Origin of the sequence: Campylobacter ornithocola (assembly GCF_013201605.1) — a bacterium.
Classification (GTDB): Bacteria; Campylobacterota; Campylobacteria; order Campylobacterales; family Campylobacteraceae; genus Campylobacter_D; species Campylobacter_D ornithocola.
Genome location: NZ_CP053848.1, coordinates 1,216,311 through 1,241,193, shown reverse-complemented (window position 1 = coordinate 1,241,193; position 24,883 = coordinate 1,216,311). Strand labels below are relative to the sequence as shown.

The following is a 24,883-nucleotide window of genomic DNA, read 5'->3' as shown; positions in this document are numbered from 1 at the left end:
GCTATGTGAAATTAAATTTTTTTTTGTTACAATTATGTGTTTAAAATACTCTTATGATTAAAATCAAAAAGGCAAAATTATGTATGATGAAAAAATTATCAACACTATGACAGACAAAGTAAATGAATTGATTGAAAAATACAATGAAGTATGTGAAGCGAATGAAAATTTAAGAAATGAATTGGTGAGTGTTAAAGCACAAAATGAAGCTAAAAGCAATCAAATTGCACGTTTAGAAGAAGAGTTAAAATCTCGTAATGCTCAAAGTGAAGATATTTTCAAGAAAATAGAGGCTGTTCTTGGCAAATAATCAAAGGAAAGTTACAATCAATGTCTATGCAAAAGACTTTGTTGTAACTTGCAGTAATGAATTTGCAAATCATCTTGAAGATGAAATTGCTTTAATTTCTGGAGGTACTGGGAAAATAGAGCTTGCAAATTTTATTAATACTTTTGTAAAACTGAGTTATGAAAACTACATTTTAAAAAAAGAACTTAATAAACTTATAAATACTATCGATGAAGAAATAAAATAAATGCAAACAAAAAAAGCTTTTACTTTGATAGAGCTTGTTTTTTGTATGATGATTATTGCTATTCTTAGTATGGTTGCTTATCCGTATTTTTCCTTTGGAAAAAATGATGCTAAACTCATTCAAGTTAAAAGTGAAGTAGAGCTTATTAACGCTTCTTTATCTTTGCTTAGAAATCAGTTTTTATTTAAAGAAAGTAATAATTTTCCAACAATTTTGGATGAAGCTTTGATTGATACTGAAAATCAAAAATTATTTTTTTGCTCTAATTTACAAAATCGTGCAAATCAATGTACTTATAGTGTTTTAGAAAAGCCAATTATTTCAAATAAAAAATCATGGATGAAAATAGCAAATGCTCAATATAGATTTTTCATAAATACTAAAAATTACATAGATTTTTCTTATAATAGTGAAAAAGTTTTTTTAGAATGTGTGAGTTTAAATTGTAAGGATTATGGGTTTTGAATTTTTATCAACTTGCTATCAAAGGGTATTATTTAGATATCTTAACTTATGAAAGTAAAGAAGAATTTGAAATTTTAGATGAGGTAATAGTTGATCTTACAAGAAAAAAAAATCTCAAAGCTATAATTTTACAAAAATGTCCAAAACCTGATTTTAAAACCCAAGTTATAAAAGAAAAAACAGGCTTCAAACTAACACAATACCAATACGAACTTGCTCAATTTATTACTTATTATTATGCTAGTAAAATAGCTTTTGTTTTAGGTATGTTTGAAAGTATTAAAGAGTATAAAAATGAAAAAATTCATATAGAAAAAGCACCTAATTTAAGTAAAAATCAACAAGAAGCTTTGGAATTTATAAAAACTAAACAAATGAGCTTGTTATTTGGTGATACAGGAAGTGGTAAAACTGAAATTTATATTAGCTTGATAAAAGAATATCTAGAGCAAGGAAAGCAAGTTTTGCTTTTAATGCCAGAAATTGCTTTAACTCCACAAATGCAAAAAAGATTAAAAGTGTATTTTAGTGAGCATTTTTTCTTATGGCATTCTAAAATCACTAAGAAAAAAAAGCAAGAGTGTTTACAAGATTTAGCAAATTCAAAAGCTCTTTTGGTAGTGGGAGCTAGATCGGCTTTATTTTTACCTTTTAAAAATTTAGGCTTGATTATTATAGACGAAGAGCATGATAATTCTTATAAAGCTTCTAATAATCCAAAAATCAATGCAAGAGATTTAGCTTTATTTATAGCAAAAAAAATGCATATAAAAGTTCTTTTAGGTTCAGCCACTCCAAGCGTTGTAAGTTTTTATAAACATCCTTGTTTTAGACTAAAAGGAACTTTTTTTGAAAGTAAAAAGCAGTTTTTATATGATGAGAGTGAGCTTAGTGTTTCATCAAAATTACTTTTAGAATTAAAAATTAGCTTAAGAAGTAAAAAACAGGCTGTGGTATTTTTACCTACAAGGGCAAATTTTAGACAAATTTTATGTAAAGAATGTGCTAATACTATCAAATGCCCTTTTTGTTCTATTGCTTTGAGTTTGCATAAAAATAAAAATGCATTAAAATGTCATTATTGTAATTTTACTAAAGAAATAGATCAAACCTGCCCAACTTGCAATGGAGTTATGCTTGAAGCTAAAAAAATGGGTACAGCAGAACTTTGTGAGCTTTTGGAAAAAGAGTTGGTTGAATTTAAACCTATTATAAAAAGATTTGATAGTGATGAGGTTGGTAGTATAAAAAAGCTTGATATGATTTTAAAAGATTTTAATCAAGAAAAAATTGATATTTTAGTAGGTACTTCTATGCTTGCTAAAGGGCATGATTATCACAATGTAGATTTAAGTGTGATTTTGGGTCTTGATGAGTATTTATTTAGACCTAATTTTAAAGCCTTAGAAGAGACTTTGGCTCTTGCTATGCAAGTAGCAGGTCGTGCAGGTCGTAAGGGTGAAGGTAGGGTGCTTTTGCAAACTAAGAATAGATCTTTTTTTGAAAAATATATACAAGATTATGATAGCTTTTTGAAGGATGAATTAAACACTAGAAATGGGCTTTATCCTCCATTTAAAAGACTTTTAAGGCTAATTATTGAAGATGAGGATAAAAATAAAGCTTTAAATTTGTGTGAATTTATAGCTAATAAAGTTCAAGAATTAAAACAAGTGCAATTAGTAGGACACGGTGCTTGTGGCATTGAAATGTTAAATAAAAAATGGCGTTTTTATGTATTATTGCGTGCTGATACTCACCAAGAACTTGTAAAATTTGAGCACTTTGCCTTAAATTTTAAAAATATTACTTGTGATATAGATCCAGTTGATTTTAATTGATTTTAATTTTTACAAAGTCAAAAAAGTATACAATAAGATAAAAAAGTGGGATTACAATGGAATATCAAAGATACAAAACAAGGCAAATAAAAGTAGGTGATGTTTTAATAGGTGGTGATGCTCCTATCTCGGTGCAATCCATGCTTTTTACTAAAACAAGGGATATTGAAGGTTGTTTAGAGCAGCTTAACAGGCTTTATTTTGCGGGTGCAAATATAGTACGTTTAGCATGTTTGGATATGGTGGATGCAAGAGCTTTAAAAGAAATCAAAGCAAAAAGTCCCTTGCCTTTAATAGTAGATATACATTTTAATCACAAGTTGGCGGTTTTTTGTGCTGAATTTATTGATGGGGTGAGAATTAATCCTGGCAATATAGGCTCAAAGGAAAATATCAAAGAAGTAGTGCAAGTTTGCAAGCAAAGACAAATTCCTATTAGAATAGGCGTAAACCATGGTTCCATAGAAAAGCAATTTAGCAATAAATATGGCTATAACATTCAGGCTATGCTTGAGAGTGCTTTATATAATATAAAATTATTGGAAGATTTAGACTTTTTTGATATTAAAATTTCTATGAAAACTTCAGATGTACAAAATACTATAAAGGCTTATGAGGCTTTAAGACCACTTTGTGACTATCCATTTCATTTGGGGGTTACTGAAGCAGGAACTAAATTTCATAGCACAGTTAAAAGCTCAATTGCTTTAGGAAATTTACTTTTAAAGGGTATAGGAGATACCTTGAGAGTTTCTATGACAGGGGAACTTGAAGAAGAGATTAGAGTGGCAAGGGCTATTTTGCAAGATAGTGGAGTGCAAAAGAGTGGAGTAAATATCATCTCATGTCCAACTTGTGGAAGAATTCAAAGTGATTTGATTAAAGCAATTAAAATAGTAGAAGAAAAAACTAAACATATAAAAGAACCATTAAATATAAGTGTTATGGGTTGTGTAGTAAATGCCTTGGGTGAAGCTAAGGGTGCTGATGTGGCTATTGCTTTTGGGAAAAATCAAGGTTTGGTTATAAGACATGGTGAAGTGGTGGCAAAATTAAAAGAAAATGAACTTGTAGAAAGATTTTTACTTGAAGTAGAAGATGAGGTAAAGCTTAGAAAGAAAGACTAGTTTCTTTCTAAATTTTTTTTTGTAAATTTTTTAACTTTTTAGAAATTTTTACTTTATAAACACTTGGATTTTGAAGCTTTTTTAGTCTAAAATTTAAACTATCAATGCTTTTTTTATGATAATCTTGAATATTTTTCAAGCTAGGAAGCTTATAAACTAATTTTCCATTTTTAAAAATAAGTTCATGTAGATTTTTAGCTACAAGATTTTTATAATTTTTTGAATTTTCATTGTGTGTATATAAAACATCAAAACAAGCTTTATCGTTTTTATAATATCTTATAAGCTTTTTAAAATACGGTAAAGTCGTTTTGCTTGAACTTGCACTGATTTTGATTTTTGGGATAATTTTTCCATTTTTTTCTATTGCTACTAGCTTATATACAGCTCCAAAAATAGGTGAACTTGCAGAGGTGATAAGTTTTTCTCCAATTCCAAAAGCATCAATAGGAGCTTTATTTTTTAATAATTTCTCGACAATAAATTCATCTAAAGCATTACTAACTATAATTTTACATTTTTTTAAACCTGCAAGGTCTAGTTTTTTTCTAATATATTTAGATATTTTAAGCAAATCTCCTGAGTCAACACGGATAGAATAATTTTGTATGGTATTTTCAGCATTTAACTCACTAAAAACTAAAATAGCATTTTTTATACCATTTTTATAATCATAGGTATCAATCAAAAGACTTATATTGTCTTTATAAATTTGACAATATGATCTAAAAGCACTTAATTCATCATCAAACATTTGTACCCAAGCATGAGACATAGTTCCACTAATGGGAATGGCAAAATTTTTTCCAACTAAAGTACAAGCACTAGCATGAAAACCACCTATAAAAGCAGCTCTAGCTCCATTTACAGCTGCACTTTCTCCATGAGCTCTACGTGAGCCAAACTCTAGAAGTAGTTTGTTTCTTGCTATTTGAGAAATTCTACTAGCTTTAGTAGCGATTAAGCATTGATGATTTAGAGTTAAAAGTATGAAAGTTTCTAGTAATAAAGCCTCTATTATAGGTGCTTTGATAATCATTAAAGGTGTATTAGCAAATACACATTCACCTTCTTTTACACTTAATATATCTCCGCTAAAACGTAAAGTTAAAAGGTAGTTTAAGAATTCATCATCAAATTTATGAGTGTTCTTTAAAAAATTTATATCACTCCTAGAAAGAGAAAAGTTATTAACATGTTCTATGATTTGTTCTAAACCGCAAAATACAGCATAAGAGGCATTGTCTGGAGCTTTTCTAAAAAAAACTTCAAAATAAACAATTTGCTTATGCCTATTTTGTTTAAAAAAAGCATAAGCCATACTTAGTTCGTAAAAATCACATAATAATGATGAGTTCATATTTAAGGATTTTTACTAAAAAATCAATCCATCTGACGACGCAAGAAAGCTGGAACATCAAGCTGAGAAATCACTTCCTCATCAAATCCACCGCTAGCTTTACGTAAATTCATGTAACTATTTTTTTTGTTTTCTTCTTGTTCTTTGGCGCTTTCCGCTTCGGCTTTATCTTCAAAACCCGTTGCGATGATGGTTACTTCAACACGATCACCCATGCTTTCATCAGTAGTTGCACCAAAAATTACTTTTGCATTCTCATCCGCTATATCACTAATGCTTTGAGTGGCTTGTGAAATTTCTATTAGTGAGCATTCAGGACCAATTTTATAATGAATAATCACACCCTTAACACCTTTCATAGTCATACCATCTAATAATGGAGATTCTATAGCACTAGATAATGCATCCATAATAGCATTTTCGCCTTCTCCATGACCTACTCCCATTAAAGCCAACCCTCTATGGCTCATAACAGTTCTAACGTCAGCAAAATCCACATTAATATCACCATCTTCTAAAAGTATAGACACCATACCTCTAACAGCTCTAGCTAATATATCATCTACTAGTTTGAATGCTTCTTTTATGCCTGCTTTTTTTGGAAGTATGCTAAGAAGTTTTTCATTTTGAATTACAATGATAGAATCACTTTCTTTTTTTAATTCAGCTAAACCAGCTTCGGCTAATTTTTTTCTTTGTTTTCCTTCAAATGCAAAAGGCATAGTTACAACTGAAACGGTTAGTGCACCTACTTCTTTAGCAGCTTGTGCTACAACAGGAGCCGCACCTGTGCCAGTTCCGCCACCAAGTCCAGCAGAAATAAATACTATATCGCTTTGACTTAGAGCCGCTTTTACTTCTTCAAAACTTTCTCTTGCACTTTCTGCTCCAATTTCAGGTTGCATTCCCGCACCTAAACCTTTGGTTTTTTTCTCTCCAAGTTGAATTCTAGTTTTTGCTAAAGATTTTGCTATAGCTTGTGCATCAGTATTTGCCGAAATAAGATCAAGATCATGTAAACCCATATTTACCATATGATCTATCATATTACCGCCACCGCCACCACAGCCTATGACTTTTATTTTCGCACCTTTTGCATGTTGCATTTCTTCTACTAGATATTCGCTCATTGTATCTCCTATTAGAACTGGTTTATTAATTTATTCCAAAATTTATGCATAAAACCTGATTTTTTATCTTTTTTGGTTTCAACTTTTGTTAATTCTGCTTTTTCATCTTCAAAATCTTTTTGATCTTGAAAAATTTCCTCAAAATCTTTATTTTCTCCCTCATGCTCTTCTATGGTAAGATTTTGTTTGATTTGTTTATTGATAAACTCAGGTTCTCCTTTATATCTTAGTTTTTCATTAGAATCTAACTCATACGGAGTAAAATACCCGCCACCATATAAACAAAGACCTATAGCACAACTATTTTCCGCATCTTCAAAAATTTCTTTAAAGCCATCCATAGTATCTTTTTTCGCGGTCGCTATTCTAACAGCTTTATTATCAAAGTAAGCTGAAGCAAGTTTGTCAAGTCCTGTAAATTTTGTCATACCACCTGTTAGTACTATGCCAGCTCCTGCTAAATTAGCACAAGCATTATCACTCAGCATTTTAGCTAAAATAATGATAGTTTCTTCGATTCTTGCGTAAATTACATTAGATATAACTTCTACTGAAACCTCATTTTTTCTTTTTTCATCACCCATATATGGAATTTGTATAATTGAATTTTCATTTTGCATTAAAGATGCGTAGTTTAATTTTAGTTTTTCTGCTTCTTTTGGTGGGGTGTGTAATGCGATAGATAAATCATTAGTAATATTTACTGATCCAATTTGCAAACATTCATTATAGCGTATAGAATTACCCGCATGAATTACCATATCACAAACAGCCCCTCCCATATCAATTAAAATAGCACCCAATTCTTTTTCACTATCATCAAAACAAGCAATAGAAGAAGCATAACCTGAAAGAACGATGTTATCTACTCTAAGATCGGCAAGTTCTACTGCTTTTTTTAGATTTTTAATATGCACTTCTTGAGAAATCACAATATGTGTAGAAACTTCAAGGCGATTTCCACTCATTCCCAAGGGATCTTCTACATGCTCAAGATCGTTTACTTTGAAATTATAAGGTAATACATGAATTATTTCATATCCACTAGGAATATTTGCAGTATGTTTTGCTGTACTTACTGCTCTGTGAATTTCTTTGATGCCTATTTCGTGATTTGGTATATTAACCACACCTATGCTATCCACGCTTTTGGCGTAAGCACCTGAAATAGATACAATTACCTTATCATAATGTACACCTGACATCATTTGTGCATCAGCTACTGCTTCTTCTATGGATTTTGAAGCAAGCTCTATATTGGTAATTGCTCCTTTTTTTATACCATTTGATTTTGACTTTCCAAAACCGATGACTTTAAGTCCTTCTTCGCTTTTTTGTACTAAAATAGCACAAGTTTGTATCGATCCTAAATCAATTCCTAAAATATTCAATTTACATTTCCTTTATAATAGCGTTGGATTGGATATAATTCTATAAGTTTTTTTAATAATTCTTCTTTAAGTAAAGTTTGTTTGGTTTGTTTAGCGCTTTGCTCTATGATAAATTTATAAATTTCTTCTTTATTTTGATTTTCTAAAGTTTGTTTTGTGATTTCATAAACTATTGCTTTATCATCAAATAATACATAAGATTTGGCTTTATTTGAGTCAAATACATGCATTAAAAACTCGCTAAATTCAGTATCATTCATCATATCACCTACTTTTTCCTTTTTACCTGAGTCACGACTATAAGTACCTATGTCTATACCTTGAAAATTTTCCAAAGCAAGCTTTGCCTTTTCTTCTAAAATGGTCTTAGTTTTTTCCTTAATATAAAGTTTACTTACTTCGTTTTTAGCTTGTTCAAAAGTTTTAGTTTGTATAGGATTTATTTTGATAATTTTCGCAACCATATATCCATCTTCAAAGTTGAAGGGTTTAATAAAATCATTTTCTTTGGCTTTTTGTATATTTTCCAAAGGATAATAAATATCAGCATCGCTAATTGTAATATTTTTATCAAAACTAAGTTCGTTTTTTCTTAAAGCAACATAACTTTCGTTAGCTTTAACTTTGAGTTTAGAGAGTTTTAGATCTTTTATAACTTTATCTTTACTTTGTTCTAGACTTAAAATTTTTCCTGCAAAATCTTTGTAATTATTTTTGTTTTCTTCATAATAAGCTTGAATTTCCTTATCTTCAACTACAATTTCATCAGGTTTTAAAAAATAAGTTGCAAGCTCATAGTTCTTTTGTGTTTTATAAAGTTCTTTATTTTTTTCCCAAGTTTGTTTCAATTCTTTTTCGTCAATCGGGATGTTTTTATTATCAAGTTTTATAGTTTGAATTTTCAGACTATCTTGCATTAAAAAACTTGCTGCAAACATATCAAGTTCATTTTCTTTGATCTGTAAATTTAAAATTGCATTGATTTTTTTAAGTAGTAATTCATCGTGGATAATTTTTTCATAAGTTTTCGGTGTGTAATTATTTCTAGCAAGTAAATTATAATATAAATTTTTATCAAAAACCCCTGAGGCATTATGAAAGATTTCTTGGTGTGCTAAATCATAAGCAATTTCTTCTTCGCTCACATTCAATCCTAAGGTTTTTGCATAAGAAAGTAGAAGTTTTTCTTGTATAAGTTCATTAATAGCTTGAATATCTAAACCATCTTTTTTTGCTTGCTCTTGTGTGTAGTTACCATTATTCAACTGAGAATAATAGCTAAATAATTGAGAATACTTTAAATTAAACTCATCATAACTTATTTTTTCATCACCTACTTTTGCAACAGAATTTGATCTATCGGTGTTAAAATCATAACTTCCCCAACCTACAAAGCCTGCTCCAACAAAAGCAATAACGCTAATCCAAATAGTAACAACTAAATATTTTTTATGATGCTGCATCCAAGTGAGCATTTTTACCCCAATCCATGAATTAAATAAATTAAACCATAAATTATAGATGATTTGTGATTAATAAAAAATTAATTTTAAAAGATTATGATAAATTTGTTTCAGCTAAATGGATAATTTTACAAGAATTTTCAATTAAATCTATAATTTTACCCAACTCATAACTTGTTCTGCCATAAGCAAATATTCCATAACCTTTTACAACAACAAAATTTTGTTTTTGTTCTAACATGTAACGATAAATTTCAGTTTGCGATCTATCTTCCCAGTCTTCATAATTTTTAGGATTATAAACACGAATTTCTTCTAAAAAAATTTCCCCAAAATAATCTTGAGGTGTTATAAAATCATGATTTAAACTCATTGATAGAGTATAAGTTGGACAAGCAAAACATACAAATTTAGCCTCGGGTATATTTTCATATATACTTTTGTGAATTTCACAATCACTGCTTGCTTCGTCCCAACTATAATCTTTTGCAAATTTTAAGATACTTAAATTTTTTTCATCTATTTGATTTAAAAAAGTATTGTTTTTGTTGATAATAAATGAACCTTGAGAAAGCTTTGCTGAAACTGAACCATGGCAAATTCCAAAAAAATTTTTTTTGAACATTGAAGCAGAAAGTATTTTTATTTGAGAAATGATGTTTTCTTTATCCATTAAAAAACCTTGTTTTAAAGTTAGCTAAGGTATTATACTAAAAAATATTTAAAAGGTTTATTTTGCAAAGTCCGCATATTCCTGTTTTATTGCAAGAAGTTTTAGATACTTTTAATGATTTTGATAATGGGGATTTTTTAGATTGTACTTTGGGCTATGGAGGACATTCTAAGGCATTATTGCAAGCCCATGAAAAACTAAAATTAATTGCTTGTGATAAAGATTTAGAGGCTTTAAAATTTTCTAAAGATTTTCTAAAAAAATTTCAAGATAGAATAAGTTTTAATCACATGGGATTTAAAGAAATTCTAACTCAAATACCTACGCAGAATTTAAGAGGAATTTTAGCTGATATTGGCGTATCTTCCTTGCAGCTTGATAAAAACGACAGAGGATTTTCACTAAATTCTGATTTTTTAGATATGAGAATGGATCAAAACAATCCTTTAAGCGCTAAAGAAGTGGTAAATTCTTATAGCAAGGAAGCTTTAGAACAGATTCTTAAAGATTATGGAGATTTAGCACCGGTTGCTTCAATGCTTGCTCAAAAAATCATCAATGCAAGAAGTCAAAAAGAGATTGTAAGTGCAAAAGAGTTAAGTCAAATTATAGGAAATGCTAAGTTAAAAGGCCGTAATATATCTTTAGCCTTACTTGTATTTCAGGCTTTACGCATAGAAGTAAATGATGAACTTGGTGAATTAAAATCTTTGCTTGAAAGTATAGAAAAAGCAAATTTAAAAAATTGCAAGTTAGCTATTATTAGTTTTCATTCTTTAGAAGATAGGATAGTAAAAAATACTTTTAAAAGATGGGAAAAAGATTGTATTTGCGATGAAAGAGCTATAAGATGTGAATGTGGTAAAAATCATAGTCTTGGTAAAATTTTAAGTAAAAAAGCTATAAGTGCTTCCAAAGAAGAGATAGGTTATAATAGTAGATCAAGTTGTGCAAAAATGAGAATTTTTTATTTTAGGTAATCAATGGTTGAAGATGATTTTTTAAAAGAAAAACAAAATATACGTGAAAAAATGTTAAGATATTCTAGGGCTATTAAAGAAGGTAGGCCTTATGAAGAATATGAGCAAAAATTTAATGAAAGTGATCGTATATTAAAAAGTAGAATACAACGCAAAAAAAGACCTAAATTTACAGATTTTGATGAAGAATATGAAGAAAAGCCTAAAAAACAATCTGCTATTTATTTAAAAGAAGATCTAATTAATGTTAAATTAGAGGAAAAAAAACCTTTTAAATTGCAACTTAATTTTTTCAAAAAACAAAAAGAAAAATTTGATAAGAAAAATGATAAAAATATCAAACTACCTAAAAACACCAAAACAACACAAGAGATAAAAAAAGTAGAAAAGAGACAAGAAGAGAAAGATTCTATTAAGATATCAAAAATTCTTATTCAAAGTAATGTTTTTGTTGCTTCAAAATTTCAAAACTTAAAAGAAAAAAGAAAAGAAAAAGCTAAACTTAAACAAGAGTTAAAAGAGCAAAAAAAAATCGAACAAGAAAAAATTAAAAAAACTCAAGAAGAATTAAAAGAAAAAGAAAAATTAGTCAAACAAGAACAAAAAATTTTAGAAGAGAAAGTAAAACTTGAAGAAAATCAAGAACATAACCAAGAAGATAAATACGAGCTTTTAGATAGTATAGTAAGCGAAGAAAATAAAAATTTAAATCCTAAAAATTTATTATATGCAGGTTTGATGATAGCATTTGCTCTGTTGGTATTTTTCCCACAAATTTACATCAGAAATCAAATTTATTATGTAAGTAGGGATATAGCAGATTTAAGATCACAAGAGCTTGTTTTATATGAAGAAAACAAAGAGCTTCAAAGACAGCTTGAAGCAATATATTTTCAAAATCAAGTTTTAGATTTTTTAGATTAATTTTGTGTTTGAATAATTTTTTCTAAAACATATTGTTCAAGTTGGTTTTTTGGAATTTCTTCTTTAATGGCTTGATTATAAATATTTTCTGCTATTTTTGAGTATTTTTCATAAGCAAAATATGGAAAATGTAATGTCCAAGCTTTTATTAACAATTTTTTACTAATGACTTTTCTAGTATAAATTTTAAAAATATCATAACCAATAAAAACACAAGCAGTGACAAAAACTGCACTTAGAATACTAATATGAAAATCAATAATAGTTAAAAAATAATGTGTAATTAAAATCAAAGGAATGATAATTAAAGCACAAAAAAAAGTATAAATGAGATAAGAATTAAATACCTTAAATTTGAAATTTAATTTTGCAGGATCTACCATCATACCTTCATTTAATAAGGCATTTGCCTCAAGTAAATCTTTTAGATTAACAGGTTGGTTTGAAACTTTAAAAATAAATTGTAAAATAAATTCTTGTATTTTCATTGTTTTACCTAATAAGTATGTAATTTTTGTGATTTTAGCATTTTTGTTTTTAAATAAACTAAATTTTTAAGTCTTGTAAATGAAATCTTGTGTTAAAATTTATATTATTTAAAAATAAGAAAGAAAAATATGGCAGATTCTAGATTGATGATGAATATTAAAGGTATAGTTAAAAGTTTTATACCTAGAAAAATTTATCAAAATCAATTACAAAATATTTTAAAAGAAATTTTAAAATCAAAAAATATAGATAATATTATTTCTCGTTTAAATTATTACAATCTGCAAAATAATTTTTTTGATATAAAAAAAAATGAAAATTGTGAAAAAATAGGAAAATTCCCTTTTAGAAAAACTTCTTATGCTTATGATGCTTATGCAATTAGTAAGTATTTTAATGATGATTTTTTATGGATTAAAGGTTTTGGAGATATTAGTTATAACCTTAAATATCCGAGTATAGCTAAATCAAGACCTATTGAAAATGGTTTTAATAATATCATTTTAAAATTAGATAAAAATAGACATTTTGATTTTATACAAGATAAAAATCAATTTGAAGATAAAAAAGACCTACTTTTTTTTAGAGGTGCGATTTATCAACCACATCGTATTAAATTTTTTGAAAAGTATTTTGATAATCCTCGTTGCGATATTGCTCATGTTGGTGGTAGAAAAATTCAAGCTGAAAAGTGGATTAAAAATTTAAATTTTAAAATCAGCAGAGCTTACCAAACTCAGTTTAAATTTTTACTTTCATTAGAAGGTAATGATGTAGCAAGCAATTTAAAGTGGGCTATGAAAACAAATTCTTTAGTTTTAGCACCAAAAATGCGTTATGAAACTTGGTTTATGGAAGGAAAGTTGGTTTCAAATGAGCATTTTGCTTTAATTGATGATGCTTATGAAAATGTAGAAGCTTTACTTGATTATTACCTAACTAATCCACATAGAGCAAAAGAAATCATTCAAAATGCTCATAATTACATAGAGCAATTTTTAGATGAAAGGATAGAATTTTATATAGGGATTTTAGTTTTGGCTAAGTATTTTTATTATTCTAATCAGCTTGATTTGCCAAAAGATATTATTGATTTATTTGATTAAAAGGAGGGTTTATGCAAGAAAAGGAAATTGTGTTTTTAAATGATGAATTTATAAAAGCTAGTGAAGCTAAAGTGAGTGTTTTTGATAGAGGCTTTATCTTTGGAGATGGAATTTATGAAGTAGTTCCTGTGGTAAATGCAAAAATAGCTGATAAAGAAGAATTTTGGGAACGTTTTGAGCGTAGTTTGACACAAATTGAACTACAAATTCCATATACAAAAGAAGAATTTGAAAGTATTTTAGAGCAATTAATCATTAAAAACTCACTTAAAGAAGGTGGACTTTATATGCAAGTTACTAGAGGAGTTGCTAGTAGAAATTTTGCTCTTTTAAAAGGTTTAAAGCCTACTATTATGGCTTTTGCTTTTGAATGTAGTGTGATTGATCATGAGTTTGCTAAAAATGGAGTAAGTATTATTTCTACAGCTGATTTAAGATGGAAAAGAAGAGATATAAAATCAATTTCTTTATTAGCTCAATGTCTTGCAAAAGAAGAAGCTATAAAGGCTAAGGTTTTTGAAGCTTTTATGATAGAAAATACTTTAGTAACTGAAGCTTCTAGTAGCTCAGCTTTTATCATAAAAGATAAAACTTTAATTACTAAACCATTTTCAAATGAAATTTTACCAGGTATTCGCCGTAAAAATATCTTAAAATTTGCAAAAGAACTAGGTCTTAAAATCGATCAAAGAGCTTTTAGTATGAAAGAAGTATATGAGGCTGATGAGGTTTTTATTTCCGCGGCTACTTTTTTGGTTTTGGGTGTTATAAAAGCAGATAGTAAGATAATTAATGATGGCAAGGTAGGTTTTTATACTCAAAAACTAAGAGAAAAATATATAGAAAAAGTACAAAAAGAGGTTTTTTAATCAAAACCTGCATTAGTAAATTCTTTAGGATTATCTAAAGCGTAGCGGAATTTTTCTAAATCTATTTGTTTATCCCAAATAGCCACTATTAAAGCTGCTACACTATTACCACACAAATTTCCTACCGCACGAATTTCAGACATAAATTTATCTACACCTAAAAGTATAGAAATAGCTGCCACAGGTAATACTTCACCTAAACTTGCTCCTAAGCCATTATTAGCTTCAGCTATGTGCATATTTGACAAAGCTGCCAATGTACTTCCTAACACAATAAAACCTGATCCTGTTACTCCAACAGCACCTTTTGAAGCTATCATCAAAACAATTAAGATGCTAATTTCATGCATTAGTGAAAGTTCTACATTAAAAGCTTGTGCAAGAAAAATCAAACTCATAGCTAAATAAATATTTGTACAATCAAGATTAAAACTATATCCAGTAGGTAAAACTAAACCTACAGTGGCTTTAGATAATCCAGCTTTTTCAAGTTTTCTCATAAGTGGAGCTAATGCGGATTCGCTAGAGCTTGTAGCAAAAACTATCAAAACTTCTCTTGAAATAAAACGCATAAATTTAAAAATATTTACTTTAGCTATAAAACAAATAATCCCTAAAACTCCAAAGATAAAAAGTAAAGAAGCAAGCAACATAACAACAAGTAAATATCCTAAATTTAATAAAGATTCAAGCCCATATTTTGCTACTAAAAAAGCCATTGCTGAAAATGCAGCTATAGGAGAAAAATACATAATGATTTCTAAAATTTTAAAAACAAAACTTTGCGTAATTTCTAAGGTTTTTTGTATAACTTTTCTCTCATCAATCCTCATAAGTGAAATAATAAACGCACAAGCTAAAGCTATAACTAAGATTTGCAAGGTTTTTCCCTCGCTAAAAGCAGCAATAATATCGGTAGGTATGGCATCTTTTAAGATATGTAGAATTTCATTTTGAGCACTTATTTCTACATTATTATTTACAAATTGAGCCACACTATCTTTATCCAAGGTGTTTGGATCAAGGTTCATTCCTTTTCCAGGTCCCATGATATTTGCCATAAAAATTCCTATAGCCAAAGCAAAGGTGCTTACCACTTCAAAGTAAAGTAAAGCTTTAACACCTATGCTTCCAACTTGTTTTAAACTTTCAAGACTAACAACACCTAAAACAATGGTTAAAAATATAATAGGTCCTATTAAAATTTTTAATGCATGTATAAAATAATCTACTCCAATTTTACTAGCTAATGCAAGTTCTTTATCTAACAAACCAAGACTAATGCCAGCTATGATACCTATAATCACCCAAAAACCTAAATTTTTAAGCATTTTTTTTAATCTACTTGGTTCTTTATGGGTGATTACTAGCATAAAATTTCCTTAATGTTTTTTATATATACTATACAAGGAAAAACTTATTTTTTAAATTAAAATAATAAAAAATGAGTAATAAAGTAAAAAAATAATATTTTTTTACTTTATTATGTAAAAAAAAGTAACATTTTTGTAATTTATTATATAGTTTAATGTGTAAAAATAATAATATTTATATAAAATCAAAAAAAATTTTTAGATAACAAATAAAATTAACGTTACTAATAAAAATGCGACTTTAAAAACGATAAAATAAATATTTTTTGGTAAAAAATGAATAATTTATCTGCTTATTAGCAGTTAATTTTGATACAGATAAATTTATTTTTCTAGTGTGAAATTAAGGCTTTGCGTAAAATAAAATTTATATTTTAGTTAATTTGTTAGAGCATAAAAAATTCTAGCAGGAGCTTTGGTAAATGATTTTAGGTTTTTATTAACAAGTATTAACTAAAATTAAGTTTTATAAATTAAAATAAAATCAATAATCATAAGATTACTTGTAGTTAATTTAAGAATTTTTATCGAGATTGCTTTAGAACAAGGAGTAATAAAAATGAAATTTAAAAATATTTTTTTAATTTGTTTATGTATAGTTTTTTTTAGTGCTTGTTTTGAAGATAATAATAAAAATGGGGGAAAAGTAGGGTTAAAAACCCCTGAAATTGTTGCAAAAAATTTAGCAGGAAAAGAAGTGGAAATAGCTGATTTTGATAATCTTATCATTTTGACTTTTGTAGAACAAGGCTGTCCTTCTTGCTTAAAAGATTTACCACTTTTGGAAAAATTAGCTAATGAGCATTCTAAAAAAATGACAATTTTAGCCATTGATTCTATAGATAAAGGTAAAGAATTTGAAAAATTTGCTACTAAATATAATTATAAAAACATCATATTCTTGCAAGATGAGTTAGATATATCATGGCAAAGATTTAAAGTTTTTGCGGTTCCAACGACTTTTATAATTAAAGATGGAATAGTTCAAGATAAAATCATAGGAGAGAAACCATGGTCTTACTTAAAAGCATCTATTAGTTCTTGGCTTTAAACACCAACACACCCAACATACTTGTAAAAATACTAAAAAGCAAAAAAAGAATGATTTTAAGTTTGTTTTCTTGAAATAAAACCCATAAAAAACTCACAATAATACCTTTAAAAAAATAAATTATAAAATTATAACTAAATACTAATACACTCTCAAACCCCCACCTTTCATAAATTTCTATTTCACCATATCCCCCTCCCATATTTCTCATTATAAAACTATTTTACTCTTATTTATATTTCAGTTTAAATTTATGATTTTGTATTTATAATTTCTAACTTATTAATGAAATATCAGCTAGTTTTTTTATAAATTTACAGCTGTTAGTTAATTAAAGATATTAATATTAATCTTTGAAAGGATATTTTATGTCTAAAGTCACATTGCACCCTATGGGGGGGGGATACGATAATTTTCGTTTTAACTTACACTCTTTAAGTTTAAATCTTTTTAAATCTTATAAACATTCTAAACTTTTAAAACTTTCTTTACTAACTATTTTATCACTAAGTTCTTTAAATGCAGCCACACAAGCTACTTATGATAATACTTTAAAAGCTTATGTTATTAAAAAACATGGTTTTAATGATGAAAGTGTATATGATAATACTAATGATACTTATAAGTTTTTAAATGGTAAAAACTTCTATGGTCAATTAGCTACTAATAAAAATCTTTCTAATATCACTTTAATCTATGATAATCCCAAATCAAAACATATGAACTTTAGTGATATGAGATTAAAACAAGAAATACTTACTCCAAATATAAAAGAAGATATCTTTGTAGTAAATGGCTTTCATGGAGCATATTCTGCTAATAATAGCATTAATCAAATAAGCTATATACCTTTTTTAGTTTCAGCTTATACCTTTAATGCTAAAGCTAATAATAATACCCTAACATTAAAAGCAGGAGAATTATCTTCTATATATTATTTAAAACCTACTAATAAAGAAGTAATGAATCCTAAAGCTACAGGTTTAGATAATAAATATAATTTTTTAATTACCCCAGCTATAGCAAGAAAGGGTGAAGCTAGTAATAATACTTTAAATTATTTAAAAGATGCTTATGTGAATATGGGTGTTGAAAACACTTATACCTTAGTTTTAAATGGTGCTCCTTATGTAGTAGGTGCTTTTGGAGTGGATGCTAATACTAATAATAATAGTGTTATATTAAACAAAGGAGTAAAGATAGACTTTCATACTACTCCTTATAGACAAGGTGCTTTAGGAGAGAGTATTTTTGATGAGAGAATGACTCATATTTTAGGTGCTATGAGCTACAATGCTAATGCTAATAAAAACAAACTCATTATAGATGGAGCTTCTTTAGTAGTTCATGGACCAAGTGGAGCTTATTCAACATCAGCTGCTACACATTTAGGTGGAGCCTTTGTTGATGTAAATAATAATCAAAACTACCAAGTTAGTGAAAACACCACCTTAATCAATGATTTAAAACTAGATTTAAGAGTAGATACTAAAAATACCCCATTAGCTTATAATGCTGTATTAAATGGAGAAATCTATGGAGGTAAGATCACTCAAGGTAATGCTCATAAAAATACTATAGAAGTTAAAGACTTACAAACCTTACTTGCTCTAAATACTAATATAGAAGTAAAAGCACTCTTAGACTTTTATGCAGGATTTGCAAGTAATGGCTATGCTAATGATAATAAGATTAATATAAATCTTAAAAAACCTTTTGAGATTAATGCTAATTTTACTGGAGAGAATGAATTTAATCTTTATGGAGCTTATGCTAGTAAGGGTGCTAGTAGAAATAGTGTGAATATAAAAGGGGATTTAACCCAAGAAAGTGTAGTAGAAAACTATCAAGATAAAATTTCAATCACAGCAGCTAAGGTATTAAGTGGAAAAGCAGATAATAATAAAATTAATCTAAGCTCATCTAATGTATCTATACCTTTATATATTTATGGAGTTAGTAAAACTACTTTAGATAATAAAGACTATTATGCACAAACAGCAAGTGATAATATTATTAATTTAAAAGAAGTAAAATCAGCTAGAAACCTAACCACTATTATAGAAGCAAATAATTTAGAAAAAAATACCATTAATTATGATTTAGTTCAATCTTTATCTAATGCTTCTAATATAGATAAGGGTTCTAAAATCATTTTAAGAGCTAATGAAAACGCTTTAGATAATACTTTAAACATTAAAGATTATTCAAGTGCTGCTTATGATAATGTATATGTTATTAGTGCTAAAGAAGAAAGTGCTAATAATAATATTAGCTTTACAAATTTAGCACTAGGTACAGCTTCTGATAAAAGAGAAGGTAGGGTATTAATTAGTGCAGGTATAGCTAAAAATACTCATGATAATTATATCCATATAGCTAATTTAAATATAGATGAGTATAAAAACAATGAAGCTATTATTATAAGTGCTTCTGGTGTATATAGTGAAAATGATAAAAGCTATAATAATACTTTATATTTAAGTGGTAATACTAATATATTTAATAATACTAAAATAGATATATTAGCAGGTAGCTTTTTACAAACCCAAACTGATAATGGTTTTACTCCAAAAGCCATAAAGCATAAAAACAATACTAATAATCATCTTTATTTAAATACTAATATCAGTGCAAAGCTAGTAAATAACTTTGATCATTATAGCTTTATCTTAAAAGATGATACAAAGAATTATTTAAGTGCTAATGAAGCTATTAATTTAAGTGAAAAAACTTCTATTAATGTTTATACCAACAATAATATAAAAAATAAAAGCTTTATTCTAATGCAAAGTGAAAAAGGCTTTATAAATGAGGATAATAAACAACTAGATCAAAAAGATTTACAAAGCTTATTAGACATTATCACTAAAAACAATCAAAGCTTACATAAAAACATTAAAGCAAAGGTTCAAAAGGCTAAATACACTCTAAGTGCAAGTAAAGATGCAAAAAGCATAGTAGTGAATTTAAATTAAAAACAAAAATAAAAACAATAAGGATATATCATGAAAGCACATCATAAACTCTCAAATCATATCATACTCTCAGGTATAACAGTATCAATGCTTTTTTCTCCACTAATGGCTTTACCTAGTGGAGGTAAATTTACTCATGGGACTAGTGGAACTATATCTGGTCCATACTTTGATAAAAATACTGGTAAAAACACTATTGATATCACAGGTAAAACACCAAATAAAAATAGCCATGTTATCCAATGGGGTGGTGGTTTTAGTATAAATAAGGGTGAAAGTGTAAATTTTAAAGGTCAAGGACAAAACTACCTAAACATTGCTCATGGAACAAGTAAATCTACCATAGAAGGTGTATTAAATGCAGGTGGTAATAATGTCTTTTTAATTAATCCTAATGGGGTTATTATAGAAAAAAGTGGATCTATCATCAATGCTAATCGCTTTGTGGCTTCTACTTCATCTATGAGTGATAATGATATGAAAGCATTTGCTAATTTAAAAAGCTTTGATGACGGTTTAAGCTTTTCCCCTATATTTAAACCAAAACCAAATGGTGGTAATGTAGTTAATATGGGTAATATCAATGCTAAAAACATTACTTTACAAGGTAATAAAGTAATGTTAAGTGCTGATACTAGTTATGATAATAAAAACAATAAGATAAAATTTAATCAAATTACAGCAGATGATATAACTTTAAAAGGTAATGAAGTTTATGTAGATATTTCTACTATAAATTCTAAAAACCTAACTACTGATGCAAAAAATAAAGGAATTGCTTATTTAAGTGCTACAGGATATTACTATAATCCTACAAAAAAATATAATGATATTGTATTTACTACTAAAGGTATAATGGATAAAACATATAATCAATACATTAGCATAGGTTCTGATGTAGACTGGTGGCACTTTGCTAAAGGGTGGAATGAGAGTGAAGAATTTAGAACTAATGTATTAGGTAATACTTTTAAACTTACTAATGATATTGATTTTGGAGCTAATTGTAAAAATGGTGTATGCACTGGTCAAAACTATGCGAACTATTGGATAGACTTAAATAATGATGGACAAAAACAAGCTAATGAATATACTAATATGATAGTTGGTTATGGCTTAGAAAATTTATTCAATAAAAACTTTGATGGACAAGGCTTTACACTTAAAAATATTAATATAGATGCAACTAAACTAGATAATAAGCCTGGTAGTGTAGGTATATTTGGCTATATTACGATAAGAGAAAATCCGATTAGTATTAAAAATATCAATGTTGATTATATGGGTGGAGGGATTAAGGTTGATGGCGGTATTTCTGGAAGTCCGCATGTAGGTGGTTTTGTGGGGTTAGCTCAAGGTGGAGTTTCTTTTTCTAATATTTCTTTAAATAATATAAGTAGTATTAATTGTAATACTGATCATTGTTCTGTAGGTGGTTTTGTGGGGACACAACTATATTCTCATATTACGAAAAATCATGATATTTTTTCTAATATTTCTTTAAATAACATAGGGGTTATACAAGCAACATCTACGGATGATTCAAATGTAGGTGGTTTTGTAGGGAATAGTGAAAACGGAGAATTTAACAATATTTCTATATACAATTTAGGAAGTATAATCGCTGATGATTTATTTCCTTCTGGTTCATGTTGTACAGGTGCAGGTGGCTTTGGTGGATTTTTTAGTACTTCAGGTGTTAAAAATATATACATATATTTTAAACCTGGTGCGATTATTAAATCAAATTTAAATGATCATGGAAAATTTTCTGGAGATGGAGGTATATTCAATAATGCCACCAACATCCACATCTACCACCATGAAAACGATTTAACCAACGCAACTGCTGATCAATATAACTGGAATAAATTCAACATCCACACCTATAATGATAATACTCAAGAAAGTGTTTATAAAGACTTTTTATCTAAGGCAAATACTATAGAAAAACCAACCCCACCAACCCCACCAACCAACCCTGATAACCCAAATGATTCTGATGTTGTTTTAGGTAGTGATGATGTAATTAGCAAAGAAGATTTAAACCAATGGCTTGATGAAATATTTGCAGGAAATTACTGGGTAGATATAAAAGATCTTGATAAAATTCATGGCCTAAATGAAAGTATCATTCAAAGTATATCTTTCTTAGAAGCTTTATATGGTCAAGAAGGTATGAAAGATATATTGGAAAAATTCCATAATGATTATAAAACAGCTTATTCTAAGTATGATAAATTTAAAAACAATAAAGCAGAACTTTTAGCTTTTATCAATGAAAAGTTAAAACCTTTAGTAAATTCAATCAACAAAGCTAATGAGAATTTCAATAAGCAAGATTATTATAATCAACTTAATGAATTAGCCTTAGCTTATAATAAATATGTAGAATTAATCAATAAAGGTTTAGCAAATAAAAACGATCAAGCTTTTAAAGATATTAGCAATGAATTATTTGCTTTAATAGCTCAAGCACAAGGTGAAACTAAAACTATAGAAGAATTAATTAAAGGCTTTAATAATCTACAAGCACAAGCAAAGGATAAATCTAACGGACATTTTATTGTTGAAGGAGAATTATCAGCTATTAAAATACCTTATCCTATTTTAGCTTCTATTAAAGATAATAACAATGGTAGTGGTGAAATAGATATACCAGATAAACCTATTGATCCAGTTGAGCCACCAATAGATAATAAACCAGATTTTTCTTTAAGCTTTGAACAAAGTTCTACTTTTAACTCTATAGGTAATGAAGCCATAGATGATGAGGAAGAACAAGAAGAAATAGAAGAAGCTTCTATGAATCAAAAAGGTAAAACCTGCATAGTAAGTGATAATTATAAAACTATGAATCCTTGTGTGGTTGGAGGATTATAAACACTTTGCTAGGATATAACTATCCTAGCAATAATAATGAGTATGAATAAATACTTGCATTAAACAATATTGTGATTAATCTATACAAATATAAAAGCCAAATTAAGAAAAAAATAAATAAAAATAAAAAATTAAGGAAAAACCATTATGAAAAAACTCTTATTTACTACTATAGCAATTAGTTCTTTAGTCTATGCTAATAATAATGAAGGTTCTATTATCATAGCTAAAAATGATATAGAAAAGGTTATAGAATTATCCCCTGATAAAAACCTCCCTCAAAACAAAGCCATAAAAGAAAATCTAAAAACCAAAGATGATTATGAAAAAGCCCAAGAAGCTAAAAAGGTTTTAGAAGAAAAAAAAGAACAATTAAAAGAAAAACTAAGACAAGAAGAGGAAGCTAGTAATAATCAAACTAATTTAACTAATACTAGTTCTACTAATGATAATACTAATAAAAAAACTAATAACACTATTAACTCAAATAAAGAAGTTAATACTAGTGCAAAAGATAATACTAATAATACAACTAGTAAAGAAAACAATACTAATATAAATACTACTACTAATGAAAAAACTAACAATACTAGTAAAGAAAATAATACTAATAATACTAATTCAAATAATCAAACCAATACCTCTAATAATAAAGCTAACCATACAACAAGTAACACTAACTCAAACAATCAAACCACTAATACAAGCAATATAAATAATTCTACTAACTCCACTACAAAGCCTATGATTAAATATCACTTTGTTCTTACTAATAAAAACACTAGCTTTAAAAAGCTAGGTATTAAAGAAGAAGATTTACAAAGCTTAGTGAGTGAGTTTAATGCTAAAAGATTTAGCTTGCAAGATTTACAAGATATATCTAATATCATTGCTTATTATTTTCAAGTTAATGGCTATCCTGCAGCAACAGCTTATATTCCTCAACAAGAATTTGATGGAAAAAATATTCAAATTAATATTTCTTTAGGAGTATTAGGCAAATATATAATAAAAAATAAAACTACTATAAAAGATCACTTCATAGAAAGTAAGCTTAATGAAAAAATCAAAGGTAAAATCATCTCTACTAAATTAATAGAAGATAGTGTGTATAAAGTCAATGAAATGTATGGACTAAATACCCTAGCAGGTTTACAAGCAGGAGAGAATGTAGGAGAAACTGATATACTTATAGAAGTAGAACCTGATACTAAGGCTAATGTATTATTATATAGTGATAATTATGGTATTAAGAGTGCAGGAGAATATAGAGCTGGTATTAGTATGGGATTTAATTCTATATTAAATATGGGAGATTATTATAATTTTTACTTACAATCAAGTGATGAAAAACAAATCAACTATGGAGCTAGTTATACTTTCTTTTTAGGAAATTTAAAAATTACTCCAAGTATTTCTCAAGGATCTTATTCTTTAGGTGGAGATTATAAAGAAGTTGGCTTTAGTGGTACTTCTAGAAATTTTGGTATAGACTTTTCTTATCCTGTATGGATAAATACAAATTCATCTTTATACTTTACTTCTAGTATTTATCATAAGATATTAAAAGATGAACCTTTTTCAAATATATTTGATGATTATAGTATAGATAAACATTCTAATGTAGGTAGTATGGGTTTAGAAGGTTTATTTAGAGGCTTTGAAAATAATACCCTAAGTTATAGTGCTAAGATAAGTATAGGTAAAGTTAATGATGATGGCACTACTATATTTGGAGATACATCTAAAAGTGATGGTAATGGCTTTGGTTGGTTTAGAAAACTCAATGCTAGTTTGAATAATTATTATAGTATTAATGAATACATTACTCATACTTTAAATATAAACTATCAAAAGGTATTAGGGAATTTTGAACTAGATTCTTCTGAAAGTTCATCTTTAGGTGGAGCTTATGGAGTAAGAGCTTATGATAATGGAGAAGGTGATGGAGATAATACCATAGTAGCTAACTTTGGTATAAGAATAAATATACCAAATACGAATTTTTATTTTACACCTTTTTATGATATAGGTTATGCTTGGTATGAAAAAGACTCAGGAAGTAGATTAGCAGATGAGCATTTTTTAGATGCAGTGGGTTTACAAATACTTTATAATAAGAATAATGCATATTATATAAAACTTGATGCAGCAAGAGCATTACATCAGTATAAATACGATGATGATCATAGAATGAAATTATATTTAAGTGGTGGGGTGTATTTTTAACCCCTTGTTTTAATT

Annotated in this window: 20 protein-coding genes; 13 read left to right on the top strand and 7 right to left on the bottom strand. The window is 27.8% G+C overall.

The genetic code is table 11. The features are described from left to right. The first annotated feature begins 79 nt into the window (after positions 1-79). Genes CORN_RS06370 through ispG form a run of 5 tightly spaced genes read left to right on the top strand, consistent with a single transcriptional unit; the run spans position 80 to position 3,969 of the window. On the top strand, positions 80-310 hold the full coding sequence (locus tag CORN_RS06370) for a hypothetical protein (protein ID WP_039665884.1): 231 nt from the start codon (positions 80-82) through the stop codon (positions 308-310). Next, a complete protein-coding gene (locus CORN_RS06365; RefSeq protein WP_066008463.1) occupies positions 300-536 on the top strand; it encodes a hypothetical protein in 237 nt (78 codons plus the stop codon). The genes CORN_RS06370 and CORN_RS06365 overlap by 11 nt, the downstream gene beginning before the upstream one ends. Beyond that, on the top strand, positions 537-1,001 hold the full coding sequence (locus CORN_RS06360; protein ID WP_066008462.1) for a type II secretion system protein: 465 nt from the start codon (positions 537-539) through the stop codon (positions 999-1,001). Then, on the top strand, positions 998-2,842 hold the full coding sequence (locus tag CORN_RS06355) for a primosomal protein N' (protein ID WP_066008461.1): 1,845 nt from the start codon (positions 998-1,000) through the stop codon (positions 2,840-2,842). Before CORN_RS06360 ends, CORN_RS06355 begins: the two co-directional genes overlap by 4 nt. Positions 2,843-2,898: 56 nt before the next feature. Continuing rightward, positions 2,899-3,969: a flavodoxin-dependent (E)-4-hydroxy-3-methylbut-2-enyl-diphosphate synthase gene (gene ispG, locus CORN_RS06350; protein WP_066008460.1), complete on the top strand. Its 1,071-nt coding sequence runs from the start codon at positions 2,899-2,901 to the stop codon at positions 3,967-3,969. A 7-nt stretch (positions 3,970-3,976) separates the two neighbouring features. Here the strand turns inward: ispG and CORN_RS06345 are convergent, their stop codons facing one another. The 5 genes from CORN_RS06345 to CORN_RS06325 form a co-directional block, all read right to left on the bottom strand. Next, on the bottom strand, positions 3,977-5,329 hold the full coding sequence (locus CORN_RS06345) for a nicotinate phosphoribosyltransferase (protein ID WP_066008459.1): 1,353 nt from the start codon (positions 5,327-5,329) through the stop codon (positions 3,977-3,979). Positions 5,330-5,352: 23 nt separating this feature from the next. Next, entirely contained in the window at positions 5,353-6,459 is a 1,107-nt protein-coding gene (ftsZ, locus tag CORN_RS06340; protein ID WP_066008458.1) for a cell division protein FtsZ, read from the bottom strand. A gap of 11 nt (positions 6,460-6,470) precedes the next feature. After that, complete coding sequence (gene ftsA, locus CORN_RS06335) at positions 6,471-7,850, bottom strand: cell division protein FtsA (RefSeq protein WP_066008457.1); 1,380 nt, start codon at positions 7,848-7,850, stop codon at positions 6,471-6,473. Further along, complete coding sequence (locus tag CORN_RS06330; RefSeq protein ID WP_066008456.1) at positions 7,847-9,325, bottom strand: peptidylprolyl isomerase; 1,479 nt, start codon at positions 9,323-9,325, stop codon at positions 7,847-7,849. The genes ftsA and CORN_RS06330 overlap by 4 nt, the downstream gene beginning before the upstream one ends. 82 nt (positions 9,326-9,407) lie before the next feature. Beyond that, positions 9,408-9,986 (bottom strand): class II aldolase and adducin N-terminal domain-containing protein, encoded by a 579-nt coding sequence (locus CORN_RS06325; protein ID WP_066008455.1) that lies wholly within the window; start codon positions 9,984-9,986, stop codon positions 9,408-9,410. Between the two features lie 62 nt (positions 9,987-10,048). On the opposite strand from CORN_RS06325, the gene rsmH reads away from it, so the two are divergent. Further along, the gene (rsmH, locus tag CORN_RS06320) at positions 10,049-10,966 is read left to right on the top strand and encodes a 16S rRNA (cytosine(1402)-N(4))-methyltransferase RsmH (RefSeq protein WP_066008454.1); all 918 of its coding nucleotides are present in this window, start codon (positions 10,049-10,051) and stop codon (positions 10,964-10,966) included. Positions 10,967-10,969: 3 nt separating this feature from the next. Further along, positions 10,970-11,890: a hypothetical protein gene (locus CORN_RS08405; protein ID WP_066008453.1), complete on the top strand. Its 921-nt coding sequence runs from the start codon at positions 10,970-10,972 to the stop codon at positions 11,888-11,890. Here the strand turns inward: CORN_RS08405 and CORN_RS06310 are convergent. After that, on the bottom strand, positions 11,887-12,378 hold the full coding sequence (locus CORN_RS06310) for a hypothetical protein (protein WP_066008452.1): 492 nt from the start codon (positions 12,376-12,378) through the stop codon (positions 11,887-11,889). The two genes, CORN_RS08405 and CORN_RS06310, sit on opposite strands and share 4 nt — an antisense overlap. 129 nt (positions 12,379-12,507) lie before the next feature. Here CORN_RS06310 and CORN_RS06305 point away from each other — a divergent pair, with 129 nt between their 5' ends. Together CORN_RS06305 and CORN_RS06300 are read left to right on the top strand one after the other, a co-directional pair. Next, the gene (locus CORN_RS06305; RefSeq protein ID WP_066008451.1) at positions 12,508-13,485 is read left to right on the top strand and encodes a glycosyl transferase family 90; all 978 of its coding nucleotides are present in this window, start codon (positions 12,508-12,510) and stop codon (positions 13,483-13,485) included. 11 nt (positions 13,486-13,496) lie between these two features. After that, entirely contained in the window at positions 13,497-14,354 is an 858-nt protein-coding gene (locus CORN_RS06300; protein WP_066008450.1) for an aminotransferase class IV, read from the top strand. Here the strand turns inward: CORN_RS06300 and CORN_RS06295 are convergent. Then, entirely contained in the window at positions 14,351-15,727 is a 1,377-nt protein-coding gene (locus CORN_RS06295; protein ID WP_066008449.1) for a cation:dicarboxylate symporter family transporter, read from the bottom strand. The two genes, CORN_RS06300 and CORN_RS06295, sit on opposite strands and share 4 nt — an antisense overlap. A gap of 559 nt (positions 15,728-16,286) precedes the next feature. Here CORN_RS06295 and CORN_RS06290 point away from each other — a divergent pair. The 4 genes from CORN_RS06290 (at position 16,287) to CORN_RS06275 (ending at position 24,868) form a co-directional block, all read left to right on the top strand. Next, entirely contained in the window at positions 16,287-16,778 is a 492-nt protein-coding gene (locus CORN_RS06290) for a TlpA family protein disulfide reductase (protein ID WP_066008448.1), read from the top strand. Between the two features lie 368 nt (positions 16,779-17,146). Next, positions 17,147-19,756, top strand: coding sequence for a hypothetical protein (locus CORN_RS06285; protein WP_172663993.1), 2,610 nt, complete (start codon positions 17,147-17,149; stop codon positions 19,754-19,756). Between the two features lie 30 nt (positions 19,757-19,786). Next, positions 19,787-22,639, top strand: a complete 2,853-nt coding sequence (locus CORN_RS06280) for a filamentous hemagglutinin N-terminal domain-containing protein (protein WP_172663992.1) — start codon at positions 19,787-19,789, stop codon at positions 22,637-22,639. Positions 22,640-22,786: 147 nt separating this feature from the next. Beyond that, positions 22,787-24,868, top strand: a complete 2,082-nt coding sequence (locus CORN_RS06275; protein WP_246260875.1) for a ShlB/FhaC/HecB family hemolysin secretion/activation protein — start codon at positions 22,787-22,789, stop codon at positions 24,866-24,868. The last annotated feature ends 15 nt before the right edge of the window (positions 24,869-24,883 follow it).